This is a genomic window from Phytohabitans houttuyneae (assembly GCF_011764425.1).
Classification (GTDB): Bacteria; Actinomycetota; Actinomycetes; order Mycobacteriales; family Micromonosporaceae; genus Phytohabitans; species Phytohabitans houttuyneae.
In genome coordinates this window covers 877,271-897,012 of record NZ_BLPF01000004.1, presented here as the reverse complement: position 1 = coordinate 897,012, position 19,742 = coordinate 877,271, and the positions used below count along the sequence as shown (strand labels likewise).

15 protein-coding genes and 1 pseudogene are annotated in these 19,742 nt (G+C 70.6%); 1 reads left to right on the top strand and 15 read right to left on the bottom strand.

All coding sequences use genetic code 11. The features are described 5' to 3' along the window. Positions 1-69: 69 nt before the first annotated feature. The 7 genes and pseudogenes from Phou_RS46195 to Phou_RS46165 all read right to left on the bottom strand — a co-directional run bounded on the left by Phou_RS46195 (position 70) and on the right by Phou_RS46165 (position 7,898). A complete protein-coding gene (locus Phou_RS46195) occupies positions 70-1,137 on the bottom strand; it encodes an ABC transporter permease (protein WP_173070503.1) in 1,068 nt (355 codons plus the stop codon). Further along, a pseudogene (locus Phou_RS46190) lies at positions 1,134-2,680 on the bottom strand (sugar ABC transporter ATP-binding protein). Before Phou_RS46190 ends, Phou_RS46195 begins: the two are co-directional and overlap by 4 nt. Beyond that, positions 2,677-3,855: an ROK family transcriptional regulator gene (locus tag Phou_RS46185; RefSeq protein WP_173070501.1), complete on the bottom strand. Its 1,179-nt coding sequence runs from the start codon at positions 3,853-3,855 to the stop codon at positions 2,677-2,679. The pseudogene Phou_RS46190 and the gene Phou_RS46185 overlap by 4 nt, the downstream one beginning before the upstream one ends. A gap of 197 nt (positions 3,856-4,052) precedes the next feature. Beyond that, positions 4,053-5,120, bottom strand: coding sequence for a sugar phosphate isomerase/epimerase family protein (locus Phou_RS46180; RefSeq protein ID WP_218579609.1), 1,068 nt, complete (start codon positions 5,118-5,120; stop codon positions 4,053-4,055). 284 nt (positions 5,121-5,404) lie between these two features. After that, positions 5,405-6,214 carry an ABC transporter permease gene (locus Phou_RS46175; protein WP_173070499.1) on the bottom strand — a complete coding sequence of 270 codons (810 nt, stop codon included), beginning with the start codon at positions 6,212-6,214 and terminating at the stop codon, positions 5,405-5,407. Positions 6,215-6,216: 2 nt separating this feature from the next. After that, positions 6,217-6,966 carry an ABC transporter permease gene (locus Phou_RS46170; protein ID WP_173070497.1) on the bottom strand — a complete coding sequence of 250 codons (750 nt, stop codon included), beginning with the start codon at positions 6,964-6,966 and terminating at the stop codon, positions 6,217-6,219. Next, positions 6,966-7,898 carry an ABC transporter ATP-binding protein gene (locus tag Phou_RS46165; RefSeq protein WP_173070495.1) on the bottom strand — a complete coding sequence of 311 codons (933 nt, stop codon included), beginning with the start codon at positions 7,896-7,898 and terminating at the stop codon, positions 6,966-6,968. Before Phou_RS46165 ends, Phou_RS46170 begins: the two co-directional genes overlap by 1 nt. 114 nt (positions 7,899-8,012) lie before the next feature. Here Phou_RS46165 and Phou_RS46160 point away from each other — a divergent pair, with 114 nt between their 5' ends. Next, on the top strand, positions 8,013-9,221 hold the full coding sequence (locus Phou_RS46160) for an ROK family transcriptional regulator (RefSeq protein WP_173070493.1): 1,209 nt from the start codon (positions 8,013-8,015) through the stop codon (positions 9,219-9,221). A 125-nt stretch (positions 9,222-9,346) separates the two neighbouring features. Here the strand turns inward: Phou_RS46160 and Phou_RS46155 are convergent, their stop codons facing one another. The 8 genes from Phou_RS46155 to Phou_RS46120 all read right to left on the bottom strand — a co-directional run bounded on the left by Phou_RS46155 (position 9,347) and on the right by Phou_RS46120 (position 19,582). After that, complete coding sequence (locus Phou_RS46155) at positions 9,347-9,856, bottom strand: hypothetical protein (protein WP_173070491.1); 510 nt, start codon at positions 9,854-9,856, stop codon at positions 9,347-9,349. A gap of 3 nt (positions 9,857-9,859) precedes the next feature. Continuing rightward, a complete protein-coding gene (gene dnaG, locus Phou_RS46150; protein ID WP_173070489.1) occupies positions 9,860-11,710 on the bottom strand; it encodes a DNA primase in 1,851 nt (616 codons plus the stop codon). Between the two features lie 68 nt (positions 11,711-11,778). Beyond that, positions 11,779-13,179 carry a WxL protein peptidoglycan domain-containing protein gene (locus tag Phou_RS46145; protein WP_173070487.1) on the bottom strand — a complete coding sequence of 467 codons (1,401 nt, stop codon included), beginning with the start codon at positions 13,177-13,179 and terminating at the stop codon, positions 11,779-11,781. A gap of 111 nt (positions 13,180-13,290) precedes the next feature. Then, on the bottom strand, positions 13,291-14,499 hold the full coding sequence (locus Phou_RS46140; RefSeq protein WP_173070485.1) for an Ig-like domain repeat protein: 1,209 nt from the start codon (positions 14,497-14,499) through the stop codon (positions 13,291-13,293). A 206-nt stretch (positions 14,500-14,705) separates the two neighbouring features. After that, positions 14,706-15,566 carry a phosphate ABC transporter ATP-binding protein gene (locus Phou_RS46135; RefSeq protein ID WP_371872273.1) on the bottom strand — a complete coding sequence of 287 codons (861 nt, stop codon included), beginning with the start codon at positions 15,564-15,566 and terminating at the stop codon, positions 14,706-14,708. Positions 15,567-15,587: 21 nt separating this feature from the next. Then, positions 15,588-16,598 (bottom strand): sortase, encoded by a 1,011-nt coding sequence (locus tag Phou_RS46130; RefSeq protein ID WP_178135023.1) that lies wholly within the window; start codon positions 16,596-16,598, stop codon positions 15,588-15,590. Next, the gene (locus Phou_RS46125) at positions 16,595-18,292 is read right to left on the bottom strand and encodes an Ig-like domain-containing protein (protein WP_173070483.1); all 1,698 of its coding nucleotides are present in this window, start codon (positions 18,290-18,292) and stop codon (positions 16,595-16,597) included. Before Phou_RS46125 ends, Phou_RS46130 begins: the two co-directional genes overlap by 4 nt. Before the next feature lie 81 nt (positions 18,293-18,373). Beyond that, positions 18,374-19,582: a hypothetical protein gene (locus tag Phou_RS46120; protein WP_173070481.1), complete on the bottom strand. Its 1,209-nt coding sequence runs from the start codon at positions 19,580-19,582 to the stop codon at positions 18,374-18,376. Positions 19,583-19,742 lie beyond the last annotated feature (160 nt).

Here is a 19,742-nt window from a genome sequence, read left to right as displayed (position 1 = left end):
TCCGGCGGCCGTCCTCGTATCGGACGGTCACCAAGGGGTTTATCAGGGATAGCAGTTGGTTCTGATGGATCAGCTGGTGGTGATCTTGTTGTTTTTGGCGAGGAACTGGCTGAGCGATTTGAACTGAACCTGCTGGACCAGAACCGCGGCGACGATGATGCCGCCCTTGACCATGTTCTGGGCCTCGGTGGAGAGGTTGTTGATGGCGAACAGGTTGGTGATGGTCGAGAACACCAGCACGCCCAGGAGCGAGCCGATGATCGTGCCGCGGCCGCCGCTGAGCAGCGTGCCGCCGATGATCGCTGCGGCGATCGCGTCGAGCTCGTACAGGTTGGCCATGGCCGCCTGGGCCGAGGTCGCCTGCGAGGTGAGCATGATGGCCGCGATGCCGCAGCAGAGGCCGGACAGGGCGTACAGCAGCAGGGTGTGCCGCTTGACGTTGATGCCGGCGAGCCGGGCCGCCTCGACGTTGCCGCCGACAGCGACCGTGCGCCGCCCGAAGGTGGTGCGGTTGAGCAGGACCCAACCGGCTGCCACGACCGCGGCGAGGACGTAGACCAGCACCGGTACGCCGAGGAAGTCGTTGGCCGCGATGCCGTTGATGAAGTCGCTGGTGGAGACCTGGGTTTGCTTGTCAGACAGCTGCGCCGCCAGGCCGCGGGCCGCGACGAGCATGGCCAGCGTGGCGATGAAGGCGACAAGCCGCCCGTACGAGATGAGGATGCCGTTGACGACGCCCACACCGATGCCGACCGCGATCGCGCAGAAGATCATGCCGCCGGCGCCGTAGTCCTGGGTGGCGAGCGTGGTGCTCCACACCCCGGCGAGCGCGATGATCGCACCGACCGAGAGGTCGATGCCACCACCGATGATCACGAAGGTCATGCCGACCGTGACCACGCCGATGACGGAAGCCAGCTCGAGGATATTGAAGATGTTGTTGCGCACCCAGGTGCCGTCGCTGTAGAGCTCCGGCTTGGTGATGATGCCGACGACGATCAGCGCGATGAGCACGCCGACGAGGCCGAGGTTGCGGCGCATCGGCTCGGTCGCGTCATCGCGCCACCAGCTCCGCTTTTCCGCCGGCCGTTCCGGCTCCGGGTCCTTCACCGGCGCCGGCGCGGTCTGCGCTGTCATAGGGTGACCTCCTCAACTTGCAATGAACCCGCCATCACGAGGTCAAGCACGGTGTCTTCGTCAAGCTCGCCGGCCGGCGCCTCGCGGACCACCCGGCCCTCCCGCATGACCAGCACGCGGTCGGCCAGGCCCAGCACCTCCGGCACCTCGCTGGAGACCAGCAGGACGCCCACGCCCTGGGCGGCGAGGTCGCGGATCACCTTGTAGAGCTCGGCCCGGGCGCCCACGTCGACGCCCCGGGTGGGCTCGTCGAGCAGCAGCAGCTTGGTGTCACCGAGCAGCCAGCGCCCCACGACGACCTTCTGCTGGTTGCCGCCGGAGAGGGTCCGCACGGCGCGGCGCACGTCGCGAGGGCGCAGGTCGAGCCGCTCGGCGATGCGGTTGGCCTCCTGGACCTCGCGCCCGACGTTGGTGAAGCCGACCCGGGCGTACTCGCTGAACGTCGAGAGCGTGACGTTGCGGTAGATCGACTCGCCCAGCAGCAGGGCCTGGCTCTTGCGCTCCTCGGGGCCATGCCCAGCCCGGCGCGGACCGCCGCGCTCACGCTCCCCGGCCGCAGCGCCTTGCCGTTCATCCGGACCGTGCCGGCCTCGGAGCGGCGGGCGCCGAAGATGGTCTCCAGCAGCTCGGACCGGCCGGAGCCGACCAGGCCGGCGATGCCAACAATCTCACCACTGTGGACGGACAGTGAGATGTCGGCGAACTCGTTGGCGCGGGTCAGGCCTTCCACCCGCAGCAGCTCGGGCGCGCCCTGGACCTCGGGCGCCGGCTCCGGAAACACGTACTCGATCGTGCGGCCGGTCATGCGGCTGACCAGGTCGCGGGTCGGCGTGGTGCGGGCCGGAAGGTTGGCGGCCGTGGTGCGGCCGTCCTTGAGCACCGTCACCCGGTCGCCGATCTCGCGGATCTCCTCGAGCCGGTGCGAGATGTAGATGACCGCGATGCCCTGTGCGGTCAGTCCACGGATGATCCGGAAGAGGTTGGCCACCTCGTCGTGGGCGAGCACCGCGCTCGGCTCGTCCATGATGATCAGGCGGGCGTCGTGCGACAGCGCCCGCGCCATGCTGACCACCTGCTTGCCGGCCGCGGGCAGCGAGCGGACCAGGCGCCGCGACGGGATCTCCGAGTGCCCCAGTTTGCCGAGGATCTCGCGGGTGTGGCGGGCCATGTAACCGCGCCGCACGAAGCCGAAGACCTTTGGCTCGTGGCCGAGGAACGTGTTTTCTCCGACCGACAGGTCCTCGACGAGGTCGAGCTCCTGGTAGATGGTGGCGATGCCGGCCTTCATCGCGGCCTGCGGGTTGGCCGGCGCGAAGTCGTGGCCGAGCCACTCGATCTGCCCCTCGTCCGGGCGGTGCACGCCGGCGAGCACCTTGATGAGGGTGGACTTGCCGGCGCCGTTCTGCCCGAGCAGGCAATGCACTTCGCCGGCCCGCACCTCCAGCTGCACGCCGTCGAGCGCGCGCACGCCGGGGAACGTCTTGACCACGTCGGTGAGGCGGAGGACGACCTCGCCCTGCTCGGTCTGCTGCTCTTCGCTCATGATGCCTGCTCGAATGCCACGTCGCTGGCGAGCACGCCGGCACCGGTAACACCGGCCCGGGGTCCCAGCTCGGAGAGGACAACGGGAAGGTTGCCGGTCGCCAGCGGGAGCGAGCGGCGGTACACAACGCTGCGGATCTCGGCGAGAAGGATGTGGCCGAGGTGCGCCAGGCCACCGCCGATCACGATCATCGAGGGGTTGGCGAAGCTGACGAGCCCGGCGAGCACGCCACCGACCCGCCTACCCCCGTCGCGGATGAGGCGGATGCAGGTGACGTCCCCCTCGCTGGCGGCCTCCGCGACGTCGCGGGCGGTCACCACACCGTTGGCCGCGAGCCGGTCGGCGAGTGCCGGGGAGGTGCCGTTGCGCGCGGCCAGCGTCGCGTCCTTGGCGAGCGCCGCGCCGCTGAAGAGCGCCTCGAGACAGCCGACGTTGCCGCAGGTGCACATCGGGCCGTGCGAGTCGACCTGGATGTGGCCGATGTCGCCGGCACACCCGTCGGTGCCCCGGTAGACGTCGCCGCTGAGGTAGATGCCGCAGCCGATGCCGGTGCCGATCTTTACGAAGAGGAAGTCGTCGACGGAGTGGGCCACGCCGCCGTGCCGCTCACCGATCGCCATGATGTTGACGTCGTTGTCCACCACCGCGGGGCAGCCGTGCTCGCGGGTGAGCAGCTCGCGCACCGGAAAGCGGTCCCAGCCCGGCATGATCGGCGGCGAGACCGGCACGCCGTCGCGGAAGCTCACCGGCCCCGGCACTCCGATGCCGACGGCGTCCAGCTTCTCGTACGCACCGTCCACTTTGGCCTTTGCCAGCAGCTCGTTGACCCGCTGCAGGATCACCTTGGGGCCGGAGCGGATGTCGGCGTTCTCGTTGTACGCCGCGATCTGCTCCAGCCGGCCGTTGGTCACCTCGACGTCGACAGAGCTGGCGCCCAGGTCGACCGCGGCGAAGCGCAGGCCCGGGTTCAGCTCGACCAATGTGGACCGCCGGCCGCCGCGGGAGGCGGCCATGCCGGCCTCGGCCACGTAGCCGAGCGCGACCAGCCGGTCCAGCTCCCCCAGCAAACGGGGGCGCGGGATCTCCAGCCGGTCGGCGAGCTCGGCGCGGGAGATCGTGCCGTGGTCGCGCAACAAGCGGAGAAGCCGCAGGTGCAGTGGTTCGGCCGTACGCACGGAACCCTCCCTCGGAAGCGGTTCACATCGACGCAATGTCGGCGTGTTGTGTCCGACACACTAGGAGCCTTCCGCTCCCAATGTCCAGACCTTTACTCGTACTGATACACAACTTTTTTCTAAGTCAGCAGAAGTTGTGATCAGGGCACCCGGTGTGGGGCACCCTGATCACCACGCCATCTACCGCTTGTAGATGGTCAAGTCGGACATGTTCGTGTAGCTGAGCTGAGCGAACGAGAGGGACTGACCGGGGTTGGCCGTGCCCCCGGGGCGGTGTCCTGCTCCCAGTTCGCGTGGTGGAACTCCGGCTCCCCGATCACCTCGAAGAACTGCTGGAAGTTGATGTCACCCTCGCCCAGCGGCGTCATCACGTGCCCGTTGGCCTGCTCGGGCGCGCGGTCGCCGTCCTTGGCATGGAAGAGCGGGAAGCGCTTGGTCCGGTTTGCCACGTTCAGGATCGGGTCGAAGAGGTCGGTCCGCACCTGGCCGCGGGAGTTGGTGTAGGTCTTGTGCTTGAACCGGGCCACGTAGCCCCAGTAGATGTCGAACTCGAAGAAGACGTACTTCGGGTCGGTCTTGGCGAAGAAGTACTCCAGGCGGCGCACGCCGGACGACGCGGTCGGCCGGCCGTTGGCGTCCAGCGGGCCCGAGTCGAGCAGGAAGCTGTACGCCACGTCGTGGTTGTGCGTGTACAGCCGGAGGCCGCGTTCCTTCGCCTGGCGGCCCAGCTCGTTCCAGAGGTCCGCGGCCGCGTCCCAGTCGGACTGGTAGGCGCTGTTGGTCGGGTCCGAGCCCGTGCCGATGTTCTTCATGCCGAGCGTCTCGGCGATGTCCAGCTGCTGCTGGAACGTGTCGGCACGGATCTGGGTGTGCGTGCCGTTGGCGACGAGCCCGTTGTCGTCGAGGATCTTGCGGATCTCCTCCGGCGTGATCTGGCGGCCAAGGATCGAGGTGTGCTGGTTGTAGCCAGCGAACTCGATCTCCTTGTAGCCGATCTCGGCCAGGCGGGCCAGCACCCGCTCGAAGCCGTACGGGACACCGCTGTCGTCCGGTGCCGCGCTGATCCGGTCGCGCACGCTGTAGAGGATGATGCCGCGGTTCTGGCTCGGGATCAGCGGCTCGACGGTGATCTTCTTGTCACCGAGCGCCGGTGCACTTGTCTGCAGGACCGGGAGGCCGGCTGCGCCGAGCGCGGCGGCCGCGCCGGCCGAAGCCTGAATCAGGCGGCGACGGGTCAACGCTTTCTTGGACTGTGGCTCGCTCATGTACCTTCTCCACCTTTCTTCGGCGGCCGGGACCGCCGTCGACGACGAGAGCAGAGGTGTAGGACGTGTGTGAACGGAGAACGGGTGCGGACGACCCAGCCCAGCGCCGCCGACGCGCCGGACCTGCGGAAATAGGGGACTCAGAGCCGTTTGTGTCTCACGTGTTACGCCTGAGAGCAGACGCTAGCCCGCAGGGTCGCCGAAAGATAGTCCCCGAAGCAACAAACTTTTGATCGGCCGGACGAAAGATTGAACCGCCGATTGTGAAAGCGCTCTCTACGCCATCACTTGCACAACAACTTCGCCATCCTGCGCGAAGCGATCGCCAGACCGATGGCGATCACGGCCAGCAGGTACACCAGGTCGAGCCAGCCCGAGGCGCCGAGCGAGCCGGTGCTGATGCCGCGCAGCAGGTCGACGGCGCGGTACAGCGGGGTCAGCTCGATGACCCAGCGCAGGACGGACGGATAGGACTCGGCCGGGACGAAAGTGCCGGAGAAGAGAAACAGTGCGAACTGCGCCGAACCGACAATGTCGAAGTCCTGCCACCCGCGCATGAACGTGGAAAGCGCCATGCCCAGCGCGCCGAACGCGAAGCCGACAAGCACCGCCGCCGGAAACGCGGCCAGCGCCCGGAGCCCGGTCGTGAGGTCCAACGCGTACATCACGACGAGGAACGCGGCCGAATAGAGCGAGCCGCGCACCATCGCCCACGCCAGCTCGCCGAGCGCGATTTCGAAGGGCCGCACGGGGGTGGCGAGCACCCCGTCGTACAGCTTCATGAACTTCATCTTCCCGAAGAAGTTGAACGTCGTTTCCGACAGCGCGCCGGACATCGCGGCGGAGGCGAGCATCGCGGGTGCGACGAACGCCGCGTACTCCACCACCTGACCGCTCGGCAGGGTGAGGTCGCCGACCAGGCCGCCCACCCCGACGCCGATCGACAGCAGGTAGAGCAGCGGCTCGAAGAAGCCGGAGATGAGCACGACCCAGTACGCCGACTTGAGCGCCGCGACGTTGCGCTCGGCAACCGACGCGGAGCGGCGACCGGCGCCCTCGAAGCTGACCAACCGAGGCAGCACCAACGTGACCATCGCTAGACCACCAACCGCTTCTTGAACCGGACGCGTGCGATCGCGTAGCCGCCGGCCGCCCAGAGGGCGAGGTAGAGCAGGTGCCCCGTGACCGACCAGTCGGCCGGCACGCCGAGGGTGGCGGCGCGGGACAGGTCGACGCCGTGCCACAGCGGCGACGCGTACGCCAGCCAGCGCAGCCCCACCGGCAGCGACTCGACCGGGAAGAAGACGCCGGCGAACAGCGACATCGGGATGACCGCAAACCGGAACAGCAGCGCGAGGTAGCTGTCACTGGTGACCGACGAGCTGTACGCGAACGTGGGCGCCGCGAACGCCAGCGCGAGCAGCAGCGAGATCGGCAGCACGGCGAGGGCCCACCACGAGTGCAGCGCACCGAAGGCGGCGGCCACCACCAGGAACGCGACCGAGCCGGTCACCGCCCGGAAGAGCACGTACAACAGGTTGCCGCCGAGGATGTCGTCGATCCGCAGCGGCGCGGCGGCCTGCCCCTCGTACGTGCGCGCCCAGTTGAAGCTGCTCAGCACCGGCCAGGTCGACTCGAAGATGGCCACCTGCATCACCGTCGAGGCGATCAGGCCGGGCACGATCCAGTCGAGGTAGGGCACGCCGTCGACGCCACCGTCCACGTACTCCCCGACGCCCAGGCCGAAGCCGAGCACGGTCAGCAGCGGCAGCACGAACGTGGACAGCGCGCTGCCCCGCCACACCCGCCTGTAGACCACCAGGTGGTACTCGAACACCGAGGTCATCAGTCCACCAGCGTCCGGCCGGTCAGGTGGAGGAAGACGTCTTCGAGCGAGCTGCGGCGCACCAGCACGCTGGCCGGGGTGAGCCCTCGGCCGTGCACGTCGGCCACGGCGGTGTCGCCGTCGTCCACGTACAGCAGGATGCGGTCCGGCAGCACCTCGACCCGCTCGCCGAGGCCGCCCAGCTTGCCGGCGAAGGCTTCCTGCGACTCGGCCGCGAACCGCAGCTCCACCACCTCGCGCGTGGAGTGGCGCTCGATCAGCTCGCGCGGCGAGCCCTCGGCCACGATGCGGCCGCCATCCATCACCACGAGGCGGTCGCACAGCTGCTCGGCCTCGTCCATGTAGTGCGTGGTCAGCACCAGCGTCACGCCTTGCCGCTTGAGCCGGAACAGCCGCTCCCACACCAGGTGGCGGGCCTGCGGGTCGAGCCCGGTCGTCGGCTCGTCGAGCAGCACGATGTCGGGCTCGTTGACAAGCGCGCGGGCGATCGTGAGCCGCCGCTTCATGCCGCCCGACAGCGGCTCGACCTTGCTACCGGCCCGCTCGGCCAGCTGCACGAAGTCGAGCAGCTCGGCCGCCCTAGCCCGCGCGACCCGGCGGGGTATGCCGAAGTACCGCGCGTAGGTCGTCAGGTTTTCCTGGACCGTCAGCTCGGGGTCGAGGTTGTCCAGCTGCGGGCAGACGCCGAGGCGCGCGCGGATGGCCGGGCCGTCGCGGGTCGGGTCCTTGCCGAGGATCCGCAGCGTGCCACCGGTGGGCGGCGAGACACAGCCGATCATGCGCATGGTCGAGCTCTTGCCAGCACCGTTTGGACCCAGGAACCCGAACGCCTCGCCCGGCCGCACGTCGACGTCGATGCCATCGACGGCCGTGAAGTCGCCGAACCGCTTCACCAGCCCCCGCGCTTGGATGAGTGGTTGGACTGTTGTCACGCCCGGCACCCTAACCCGCCCCTCCGACACGTCTCCCACCACTTTTCGAGGACTTTTGATGTCCCTGGAGAAAGTTCTCTCGGGATCGACCAAACTTTGCGCTATCTTGGCCGAATGGTTGGAGTGTGGCCCGACAATCGGCACCAGGCGGCGGTCCTCCGCCTCCTGCGCGACGGCGGGCCCCGCTCCCGCGCCGAGCTTGTCGACGCGGTGGGACTGTCCCGGTCGAAGCTGGCCGTCGAGATCGACCGCCTGATCGACCGCGGCCTCGTCGACACCGCCGGCCCCGCCGCCTCCCGGGGTGGCCGCCGTTCGTCGGTGATCCGGATCGCCGCGGCCACCCGGTTTCTCGGCATCGACATCGGCGCCACCACCCTCGACCTCGCCGTCACCGACGGCGAGATGCGCGTCCTCGGCCGCGTCACCGAGCGCACCGACCTGCGCAAGGGCCCGACCGCGGTGATCAGCCAGGCCCTGGAGATGGTCAACAAGCTCCGCGTCGAGACGGGCACGCCCCGCTTCACCGGCGCCGGCGTGGGCATCCCCGGCCCGGTCAGCTTCCGCGAGGGCATGCCCGTGTCGCCACCGTTCATGCCCGGCTGGCACCGCTTTCCGGTGCGGGAGACGCTGGCTGCCGAGCTGAGCTGCCCGGTCCTCGTCGACAACGACGTCAACATCATGGCGCTCGGCGAGATGCACTCCGGGATCGCCCGCTCGTTCGAGGACTTCCTCTTCGTGAAGATCGGCGCCGGCATCGGCTGCGGCATCGTCGCGGCCGGCGAGGTCTACCGCGGCGCCACCGGCAGCGCCGGCGACATCGGCCACACGTCGGTCGACCCGCACGGCCCGGTCTGCGTCTGCGGAAACACCGGCTGCCTGGAAGCCTTCTTCGGCGGCGCCGCCCTGACCCGCGACGCACTCGCCGCCGCCCGCTCCGGCCGCTCCCCCCACCTGGCCGACCGCCTGCGCGAGAGCGGCGCGGTAACCCCGGTCGACGTCTCGACCGCCGCGGCCGACGGCGACCCGTTCGCGATGAGCATGGTCCGCGACGGCGCCCGCCGCGTCGGCCAGGTGCTCGCCGGCCTGGTCAGCTTCTTCAACCCCGGCCTGATCGTGATCGGTGGCGGCGTGGCCGGCATCGGCCACGCCCTGCTGGCCGAGATCCGGTCGGTCGTCTACCGCTCGTCACTCCCCCTCGCGACCGGCGACATGCCCATCGCCCTCTCCGAGATGGGCGACGAGGCCGGCTTGGTGGGCGCCGCCCGCATGATCAGCGACCACATCTGCCACGACCAGGGCACGCCAGCTCTCCGCCCCGCTTAGATTCGGGCAACCGCGACGTCCGCGGTGACGGTCGTCGCGGCAGCTCGCATCCGGTTCAGGTTGGTTCTAAAGGCGAGCAGCGTCGTGCCGGCAAGCAGGTCGACGAAGAGCGCTGCGCGAGGGTGTCAGGTCGGGGTTGAGGCGGCGCGAGCCGCCGCCACGAGCTTGCCCACCGTCGCGTCGTCCTCGGGCGTGCCCGGGTCGTAGCGCACCGTCCAGCTCAGGCCGTCCACACCGCTCACCCGCCGCGCCACCACCCGCACGCCGCCGCCCTCGGGCAGAGTGTGGTGTTCGGTGTAGGCGACCGACCGGGTCACGCGGGTGCGCACCTGGTCGGGCACCTCGCCGGGGTCCAGCAGCAGCGTGGAGAGGATGGGCTGGTCGGCGACCACCGTGTAGCCGTCGCGTTCGTCGACCACCGATGCGGGGGTGACCACCAGCTCGCGGCCCGACCACACGGCCTTGTGGATTTCGTGCCAGCCCAGGCGGTGCAGGCCCGGCAGCCACAGGCCGCGGTTGCTCGCGACCACCGCGCCCTCGCCGGCGGTCGGTGCCCAGGCGAGGATGCGCTCATCCGGGTCCAGGGCCGGGCGTTGGTCAGCCGGCAGCTTCGGTTTGCGCTTGAACAACGCCATCGCCTACAGACCCCCGACCGCCTGCTCGCGGAGCGCGCGCGCGTGCTGCTCCAGGGAGAAAAGTTCCCCGGCCAGTGCCAGATACTCGTCCTTGTTGGTCACCGGGTTGACGCGTTGCACCTTCGACTTCAGGTCGCGGATGCGGGAGGCCACCGAGGCCAGCTGGAGGCGGGCGAGCGCGACCGAGACGTAGCGGGGGTCGGGCTCGTTGTCCAGGCGCAGCGGCTCCACCGCCAGCTCGCCGACGAGGGCCTTCGCGGCGAGGTCGCCGCACGCGTCGCGTACCCCCTCGATCCAGACGGCGCCCGCCACCGCGGAAGCCGCGCCGCCCGCGGTGGTGATGCCCTCACGGACCGCGATGTGTACGGGGTGGCGGTAGACCTCGGCGCCCAGCGCGTCGAACATCGGGCCGGCCAGCGCGGGCATCTGCAGCGCCAGCTTGAGGCACTCGCGCTCCACCATCGCCTGTGGACTGTCCACAGCGGACTCCGCTGGCGCGGGGCGGCCGGGTGGCGGCTCGGCGCGGCCGGTGGCGGCGGCCACGGCGCGCTGGACCGGCTCGATCTCCATGCCGAGGTCGCCGGCGAGCTTCCGCACGTACTCCGGGCGCTTTTCGCGGTCTTTGATCTTCGCCACGAGTGGCGCGGCGCGGCGCATCGCGTCGACCCTGCCCTCGACGGTGTCCAGGTCGTGGCGGGAGAGCACCTGGCGCAGCGCGAAGTCGACGAGCGGCTCGCGGCGGGCGATCAGGTCGCGGACGGCGAGGTCGCCCTTTGCCAGGCGCAGCTCGCACGGGTCCATGCTGTCGGGCGAGATGGCGATGAACGTGCGGCCGACGAACTTCTGGTCTTCCTCGAACGCCCGCAGCGCCGCCTTCTGCCCGGCCGCGTCGCCGTCGAAGGTGAAGATGATTTCGCCGGTGAAGCCGTCGCTGTCCATCAGCAGCCGCCGCAGCACGCCGATGTGGTCGCTGCCGAACGAGGTGCCGCAGGTCGCCACGGCGGTGGGCACGTCGGCGAGGTGGCAGGCCATGACGTCGGTGTACCCCTCGACGATCACCACGCGCCCCTGCTTGGCGATCTCGCGCTTGGCCAGGTCGACGCCGTAGAGCACGTGCGACTTCTTGTAGATGGGCGTCTCGGGGGTGTTGAGGTACTTCGGGCCGTCGTCCTGGTCGAAGAGGCGGCGCGCGCCGAAGCCGATCACGTCGCCGGTGAGGTCTTTGATCGGCCACAGCAGGCGGCCGCGGAAACGGTCGATGAGCGAGCCGGAGCGCGCCTCCCGCACCAGGCCCGCGGTGATCAGCTCCTGCGGCGTGTACCCCTTCTGCCGCAGGTGCTTGGCGAGGTGGTCCCAGGCGTCGGGGGCGAAGCCGCAGCCGTACAGCTGGGCGGTGGCCCGGTCGAAGCCACGCTCGGCGAGAAACTCGCGCGCCTTCTGCGCGGGCCCGGTGCCGAGCTGGTCGGCGTAGAACTCGGCGGCGGCGACGTGCGCGGCGACCAGGCGCTGCCGCTGCCCCTGCTGCTGGCGCACCGGCGCCGGCCCGGCCTCGATGTAGCGCAGCTGGATGCCGGAACGCCCGGCCAGCCGCTCGACCGCCTCGATGAACGAAAGGTGGTCGATGTCCATCAGGAACTTGATCGCGTCGCCGCCCTGGCCGCAGCCATGGCAGAAATACACGTTTCGGGCGGGGGCGACGGTGAACGAGGCGGTCTTTTCGTCGTGGAACGGGCACAGGCCCTTGAGGTTGCCACCGCCCGCCGACTTCAGCGTGACGTGCTCGGAGATGACGTCGGCGATCGCCGTGCGGTCACGGACCAGCGCGATGTCCTCGTCCCGGATGCGGCCAGCCATGTCCTACATCCTGCCTCACCCGTCCCGGCCGCCGCCGCGCCTCCCCAGCGGCACCCGGCCGGCGCCCATCACTCCCCGGTCGCTGACGAGGCCACGGCTCGGCGGCGGGCGGCGACGCGCAGGCCCGCGCCACCGCCGACGAGCGCGGCGCCGACCGCCACGAACGCGCCGATCGCGAGGCCGGTGCGAGGCAGGTCACCGCCACCGCCGCCGGTGCCGTCCGTCGGGCTCGGCGACGGGCGGGGCGACGCCGTCGCGGTGGGCGAGGCGGTCGGTGACACCGTGGGCGGCGCGATCGAGACGCCGATCTCCACGCCCGCGGTCGGTTCGAGGGCGCCGGGTACCTGCGCCGACATCGCACCCGGCGCACCGGCGAGAGCGAGCGCCACCGCGGCGAGCACCACCGCCCGGCTGCGGGACGCGGCCGCCGACGGCACCGCGTCGCCGCGGCCGACGAGCTCCGCCTCCACCGCGAGCCGCCGGAAGCGCCGCCGCCGCAGGAGCCAGAAGAGCAGCAACCCGACGAGCAGCAGGGGTACGGCGACGAGGAGCCAGGGCACGGCCCACATCGAACGGGACTCGGTCAACGAGAGCGCGGTGTTGTCGACCTGGGGGTTCACCGTGACCTGCGCGTCGAGCCGGCCGGCCGGGAAGACGCCCGCCAGCTTACGGGTGATCCGGATCTCGGAGTCCGGCAGCAGCTCCGGGATGTCGATCACCTCGCTGTTGGCGACCCGCACGCCGAGCGGTCCCCGCACCTCGATCCGCGCCTTGCCGCTGAAGCGCACGTTGCCCGTGTTCGCCACCTGGTACGTGACGGTCATGTCCCCGCCGCCGAACGGGATCAGCGGGTTGTCGTACACCGCGTCGACGCGGGTGATCTCCGCGGCCGGCTGGGCTGGCCCGTCGACCCTCAGGTACACGCGGGACGCGATGCGGCGCTCGACGTTGACCTGCTGGCCCTGCTCGTTGGTGGTGCTCTCGGTGGCACCGGCGATAAGGCCGCCGATGTGGTCGCCCGGCTCGGCGTTCGCGGGGACCTTCACCCTGAACGGGATGTCCACCCGCTTGCCCACCGGCACCGTGTAGTCCCTGCGCGGGAGGGTGATCCACGACCCGACGTCCTTGGGCTGCTCGCTCGCCGGCAAGAGGGCGAAGCCACCGTCCGGTGCGTTGAACGCGTCAGTGGCGTACACCGACACCTTCAGCGGCTTGGTGCCGAGGTTGCTGACGGCGACCCAGTCGGACACCTCCTCGCCCGGCTTGAGCCCGTACTCGAACCGGCTCCGCACGGTCGGGCCCTTGGAGCTGGACGGTACGACGCTCCACTTGAAGTCGTCGCCGGGCGCCCTGGCCGGCGCGGCACTCGCGGGCGCCAGTGGCTGGGTCGCGAGGAGCACTGCCAGCGAAGCGAACAGAAGCCCGGCGCGCGTGGCGAGCCGGGAGCGGGCGGGTCGGGCGGGTGTCATGGCTCGGGCTCCTCGTGGGCTCCGGATACAGGCATGCGGCGGAGGTGCCGCGGGCGTTGACCCACGACACCTCCGCCTATGTCAGCCCGTGGCTGGACTCGATCGAGATGATCAGGCCAGCGTCAGGGTCAGGGTGGCGGCGTACGCGCCGGGCGCGGCGGTGTCCGGCACGGACAGCGTCAGGCCGGCGCCGCAGTCGAACACGCCCGCGCTGCTCGCCTGCGCCGCCGAGCAGAGGGTGCGGGTGGCGCCGAGGTCGGCACCGGCACCCGCCGTGACCGAACCCGAGCCGCTGGTCTTGGTCGCGGTCGGCGCCCAGGTCAGGTTCGCGGCACCGATCGCGGTCGTCGCCGGAACGGTGTTGAAGTCCTCAAGCTGGCCGGTCAGGTCCCAACCCGCGTTGCTACCGCGCAGGTCGGTCACCGTGGCCTTGTTGAGGTCGCCGGTCGCGGTGCCACCCACGGTGCCGCCCGCGAGAGCGGCCGTGTTGCCGGCCACCGCCAGGCTGAACGCGCCCGGGGTGATGTCCGCGACGATCTCCTGCGCTGCCGCCGGGCCGTCGCCGAGCTCGACCGTCACCGACTGCGGCGAGGAGGTGGAGGGGTTGAACGCGGCCGGGCTGGCCGGCGTGAAGACCGCCGTGATCGAGTGGGTCCCGATCGGCAGCGAGGTGGTGGTGAGGCTGGCGGTGCCGCTCGCGACCGGCGCGGTGCCGATCACGGTGCTGGCGCCCCGCCGGAACTGCACGGTGCCCGCGGCGTTGGACGGCGCCACGGTCGCGGTCAGCGTGACCTCGTCGCCCGACTCGATGGTCGCCGGGGAGACGGCGAGCGTGGTGGTGGTGTCCTCGGCCACCGGCCCGCTGTCGACCCGCCAGTTGGTGCCCTCGACGACGATCGGAAGCTGGAACTCGTCAGGGTGCCGGCCGGCGGTCAGGCTGAAGCACTCGATGATGATCACGTACGAGCCCGGCGCGACCGTCGTGACACCCAGCGCCTGGGCCAGCGAACGGTTCGGCGAGATCGTCACGGGCGCCTGGTCGTACCCGCCGCCACCCAGCGCGCGCGCCAGGTTCTGGTAGGGACCACCGGCCGGACCCACCCGCAGACCGGCGTTCTCCCCGAACCCGCTCGGGCACGCGTTCTGGGAGGTGGCCGTCGTGAACATCGGGTTGGCGTCGACCGTGCCGTTCGTCGGCGCGACCGTGATCGCGCCGAGGGAAGCCGCCTGTGCCGGCGACGCCACCGCCACGAGTACGCCGGCCGACATGACGGCCACACCAAGCAGCGCGCCCGCACGAGCGAACATGCGCTTGCTCATGAATCACTTCCTCTCGCTGAGGATGATGCCCAGCCGGACCCTGGTGACCCGGCCGGCAATCAGGCTCCACAGCAGCCGTGTCCCGGTAGGCAGGCCAATGTCTCCGCCGAACGTGCGGAAGGCGAATTCTCGGTGCCCGTTCATCAGGAAAAAGGGCGTCGCGCAAAGACCATTCGGACGGTCGGGCCTGGATGGACGAGCGATTCTCAGCCGAAACGACCATGGACGTAGTCGGAGGTGCGGGGGTCCTGAGGGTGGTCGAACATCGCCGGCGTCGGCCCGTGCTCCACGATCACCCCCGGCGTGCCCTGTGACGCCAGGAAGAACGCGCACAGGTGCGAAACCCGTGCGGCCTGCTGCATGTTGTGCGTGACGATCACGATCGTCACCTCGTGTACAAGCTCCGCGATGGTCTCCTCGATGCGCCGCGTCGACGTCGGATCCAGCGCGGAGCACGGCTCGTCCATCAGCAGCACGCGCGGGCGTACCGCCAGTGAACGCGCGATGCAGAGCCGCTGCTGCTGCCCGCCGGAGAGCGCGCCACCGGGCTGGCGCAGCCGGTCGCGAACCTCCTTCCACAGGCCCGCCTTGGTCAGCGTCTCCTCCACGAGGTCGTCCCGTTCGCCGCGGGAGACCCTGGTACCCGTGAGCTTCAGCCCCGCCACGACGTTGTCGTAAATCGACATCGCCGGGAAAGGGTTGGGCTTTTGAAACACCATGCCCACCTGCCGGCGGGCGTCGGTGATGCGGCGCTCCGCCGAGTAGAGGTCGCGGCCGTCGAGCAGAACCTCACCGGCGAGCGACGCGCTCGGCACGAGCTCGTGCATCCGGTTGAGGATCCGCAGGAACGTCGACTTGCCACAGCCCGACGGCCCGATCAGCGCGGTCACCTTGCCCGCCGGCATGGTGAGCGACACACGGTCGAGCACCTTGTGGTCGCCGAACCAGGCGGAGATGGACCGCGCGTCCAGGCTCGCCAGGCCGCTGGCGTCCCGCCGCGGCACGGGCGCCGTCGCGGCGACCGGCGGACCGAGGTCGACCATTGTCGCGTCGTCGATCTGAGTCACGGCACTGTCCTTTCTAGACCGCTACAGGAGGTTGGGCAGCAGTCGCGCGGCCTGGTCGGCGATGGCCAACCCCAGGGCGAGCAGGACGGGAGCACCGACGATCCACGCCTGCCATCCACCCCAACGGGCGCGCAGATAGGTGACTCCCAGCGTGGCGAGCAGCAGCGCCTGACCCCACAGCATGAGCGGCGTCCAGGCGCCCGAATCGGTGGCCAGTGCGGCTTCCGCGGGCGGCAGCGACGTCGCGCCGAACTTGCGGGCCGGCGTCGGCTGGGTGGGGCTGACCAGATCGGCGTCGACGCGCAGGATGTCCTGCGGGATGAACGGGTCGCCGCCCGCCGTCACCAGCGTCATCCGGCCCTTGCCGGCGGCCAGCGGGGGCGGTGCGGGCTCGCCGGGATGGCGCAGCCCGATCACCCGGTACTCGTGCTCGCCCTGTCCGGTCGTCACGGTGATCCGGTCGCCGGGCAGGAGCAGGTCCAGGTCGCGGAACGGGCCGCCGTACGCCGCCCGCCGGCCCATCACCACCGCCGTCCCGGTCTGTCCAGGTAGGACGCTGTCACGGCGGTGCCCGGGACCGAGCTGCAGCACTTCGCCGGTCGTGCCTTCGAACACGACGGTCCGCAGGCCGATGGCGGGGATTCGCAGTACCGCGACAGCCGAGCCGGGGCTGACGAGGTGCTCGGTACCCTCTTCGGCCCCGTCCGCGAACTCCAGCCGCGTCTGACCGACCGGCGCCGTGCCCCGCGCCAGCTCGGCCCGGAAGTCGGCGAAGGCCGTCTGCTGGTTGCGCTCGTACTGCACCTGCGAAAGCAGCGTCAGGTGCACGACGAAGCCCAGCGCCACCGCGGCGAGGATGCTCAGCGCGATGCCGGGCAGCTGGAGCGCGAGGCTGACCACGGGCGGCCCCGGTCGCGGCGGCGGTGACGGAGCCGGCTGCGGCTGCGGCGACGGCGCGGACGGTGGCGGGCTCGGCGCGGACGGCTCGCGAGGAGGGCTCGCGGCCGGCGGCGGCTCGATCGTGATGGTCATTCCGGGTCTTCCGGCCAGCTGACGGGTCCGGGCTCGGGCCGGCGGCGGCGGGTCAGGAGCATGAACCCGGTGCCGGTGCCGATCAGCGCGAGGCCCGAGGCGCCGATGGCGATGAGCGGCGTGCCGGTGCTGGCCAACGAGCCGTTGCCATCCCCGTCACCGTCACCGTCCCCGTCCCCGTCACCATCCCCATCGCCGTCACCATCCCCGTCTCCATCGCCATCCCCGTCACCATCCCCGTCCCCATCGCCGTTGGCCGTGATCTGGTACGCCTTCGGTGCAGACGTGGAGGCGTTGTACGCGGCGCTGTCGGTGGGCGTGAAGACGGCGGTGAGCGTGTGGCTACCGGCGGCGAGCGTGCTCGTGCTGACGGTCGCGGTGCCGTTCGCCACGCTGACCGCGTCGCCGATCTGTGTGGCGCCGTCCATGAACCTGACGGTCCCCGCCGCGGCGCTCGGCGCCACGCCGGCGGTCAGCGTGACCGCGCTCCCCTCCACCTGCTGCGAGTCGGGGTTGGCCGCCAACGTCGTCGTCGTGTTCTCCGCGGAGCCGGACCCGGCCTGGATGGTGAACGGCAGCGTCGGCAGGTTCTGGGCGCGGAAGCCGACGGTGTCCGACGGGGTGAACGTGGCTTTCAGCACGTACACACCGGCGGTCAGGCCGCTGGCGGTGACCGAGGCGGTGCCGGTCGTCACGTCCTGCGGCTCGCCGATGTCCTGCTCGTCCGCGCTGCCGCCGTCCGTCTTCTGGCTGGTGAACCGGACCTCGCCGGTGATGTCGGGGCGGTCCGTGGTCGCGGTCAGCACGATCGCCGTACCGCCCGGCTGCGGGCTCGTCTTGTCCGACGCCAGCGTGACCTCGATCGGGTACCGTCCACGGTAGACGGTGACCTGCGAGGCGCTCGACGTCGAGCCGAAGTGGGCGTTCGCGTCGGCCGGGCTGAAGACGGCGGTCACGTCGTACTTGACGTCGGCTTCGGTGGGCCCCGCGACGGCACCGGGCAGGATCGCGTCCGCGAGGGTGGCTTTGCCGTCCGCGCCGACCGGTACCGGCTCTCCGACCGGCTCCGCCGCCTGCGAGCCGATCTTGCGCATGAACTGCACGGACCCCGCGGCGGCGGGTGGGGTCACGGTGGCGGTCAGCGTGACCGGCGTCCCTTCCTCGATCTTGCCGGTCGGCGCGACCGCGAGCGCCGTGCTCGTCTGTGCCGCGGCGCCACAGCTCGGCGCGGTCGTCCACGTCGTACCGCAGATGATGATCGGCAGCTCGAACTGGTCGGGGTGGCGGCCCGCCGTCAGGCTGAAGCACTCGATGATGATCGTGTAGCTGGTGGCCGCCGGCGCCGCGCCGAGCGCCGCCTGGAGCGACCGGTTCGGCTCGATCGTCACGGGCGCCTGGTCGTATCCGCCGCCGCCCAGTGCGCGGGCCAGGTTCTGGTACTCACCGTTCACCGGTCCCACCCGCAGGCCCGCGTTCTCGCCGTACCCGCTCGGGCACGGCGCCGAGGACGCCGCGCTGGCGAACATGGGGCTGCCGGTGACGCTGCCGCTGGTCGGGGTGATCGTGATCGCGCCGAGGGACGCTGCCTGCGCCGGCGCGGCGAGCGTGAGGACGACGCCGGTCGCCAGCACGCCGCTGGACAGGAGTGCCGCCAACGCGAGCGCGAACCAGTTGCGACGCCGTTGCCTTCTCATCGCTCATTTCCTCCGGTTGAGGGACGCCGAGCGGTCCGGGCGGCCTCGGCGGGCCACCCGGACCTCAGTGCTGCCGCTTGGTCAGCTGTTGAACCGCAGGTCGGTGTAGCCGCAGTTGGCCTCGAGCGGGCTGTTGAGCGTCCCGCGGTAGCCGAAGCCGAACAGCTCGACGACCCGACGCTGCTGGCCGTTGACGGTCACCGTGTCGCTGCAGACCTGCGAACCGGTGCCGACGAACGTGCTCTGGACGAGCGGGTTGGTGAGGTTGGCCGTGGGCACCACGTTGTACACGTCCCGGCGGAAGGGCACCGGGAAGTTGACGTTCAGCACGCCGCCGACGACCGGCTGCGTGGTGGCCTGCGTGGTGGTGCTCATCGCGACCGGCTGGGTCGGACCGCGACGGTCGGCGACGACCACCGGCGGGAGTGCCGCCTCGATCGCCGCGTGGTTGCCCTGGGCCACGAACTGGCCGATGGAGAACGGAATCACGTGGGTCAGGTTGCCGGTGAGCACCGTGCCGTCGTGCTCCTGCACCCGCGGGTGCACCGGGACCGCCGGGGTGGAGATGTTGTTGTCGTGGTCCACCGCCATGCAGGGGTAGTCACCGGCGTTGATCTCGTTTTCGGTGATCGCCATACGGGCCGGCTGGATCCAGAACTCCCAGGTGCCGGAGCCGGTCTGGATCATCCGCGGCACCACGGTGTTGCCGGCGACCCGCGTGTCGAAGCACTTGTAGACGCGCTGGATCTGGGCGAACGACCAACCGAACGGCAGATCGCCGTCCTGGTGCACGGCCAGCGTCACGGCGTCGACACCCGCGGGGATGTAGGTGTAGGCACCGGTGTTCGACGGGGTGCTGCCGCCGCCGTAGCTGGAAGAGCGGGCGAAGTCGACACAGCCCTGGATGTTGACGCCGGTCGCCGCCGGAAACTGGCCCGCCGTGCCGGGGCCGGCACCGTCGAGGTCCTCGCCCTGCGACGCGCGCAGCGCCTGGCGGCCCTGACCCGAGCCGTTGGGCCGCTGGAACGAGCAGCCGGTCGACTTCGTCTTGATGGTCGTCGTACCGCCGGCCGGCGGACGGGCGTCCCACGACGCGACAAGGTCACCGGCACCGAGCGCCTCACCGAGGCCGTTGCCGAGGTCCTGCGTGGTGTCCGAGCCGACACCGGCGAGCTGGCGGAACTCCGTGGCGGGGTCCGGGTCGGCGACGGCCGGACTGGCCGCCACGACCAGAGCGACAGCGGCACCCAGGCCGGCCACCGCCACTCTGCCGATGGTCTTGACCTTCATGTGTGCTCCCTTTCTGCGGGACTCAGAGGTCTGGCTGGCGGGCTGAGCCGTTGAGCCAGACCCTCCGGGCAAGACACTCAGACTCGCCTCCATGCCCGACGAGCCGGAGCCATCGTCGCGTCGGGGCACTGGCCGTCGAAACCGATGCCAGACAAACGTT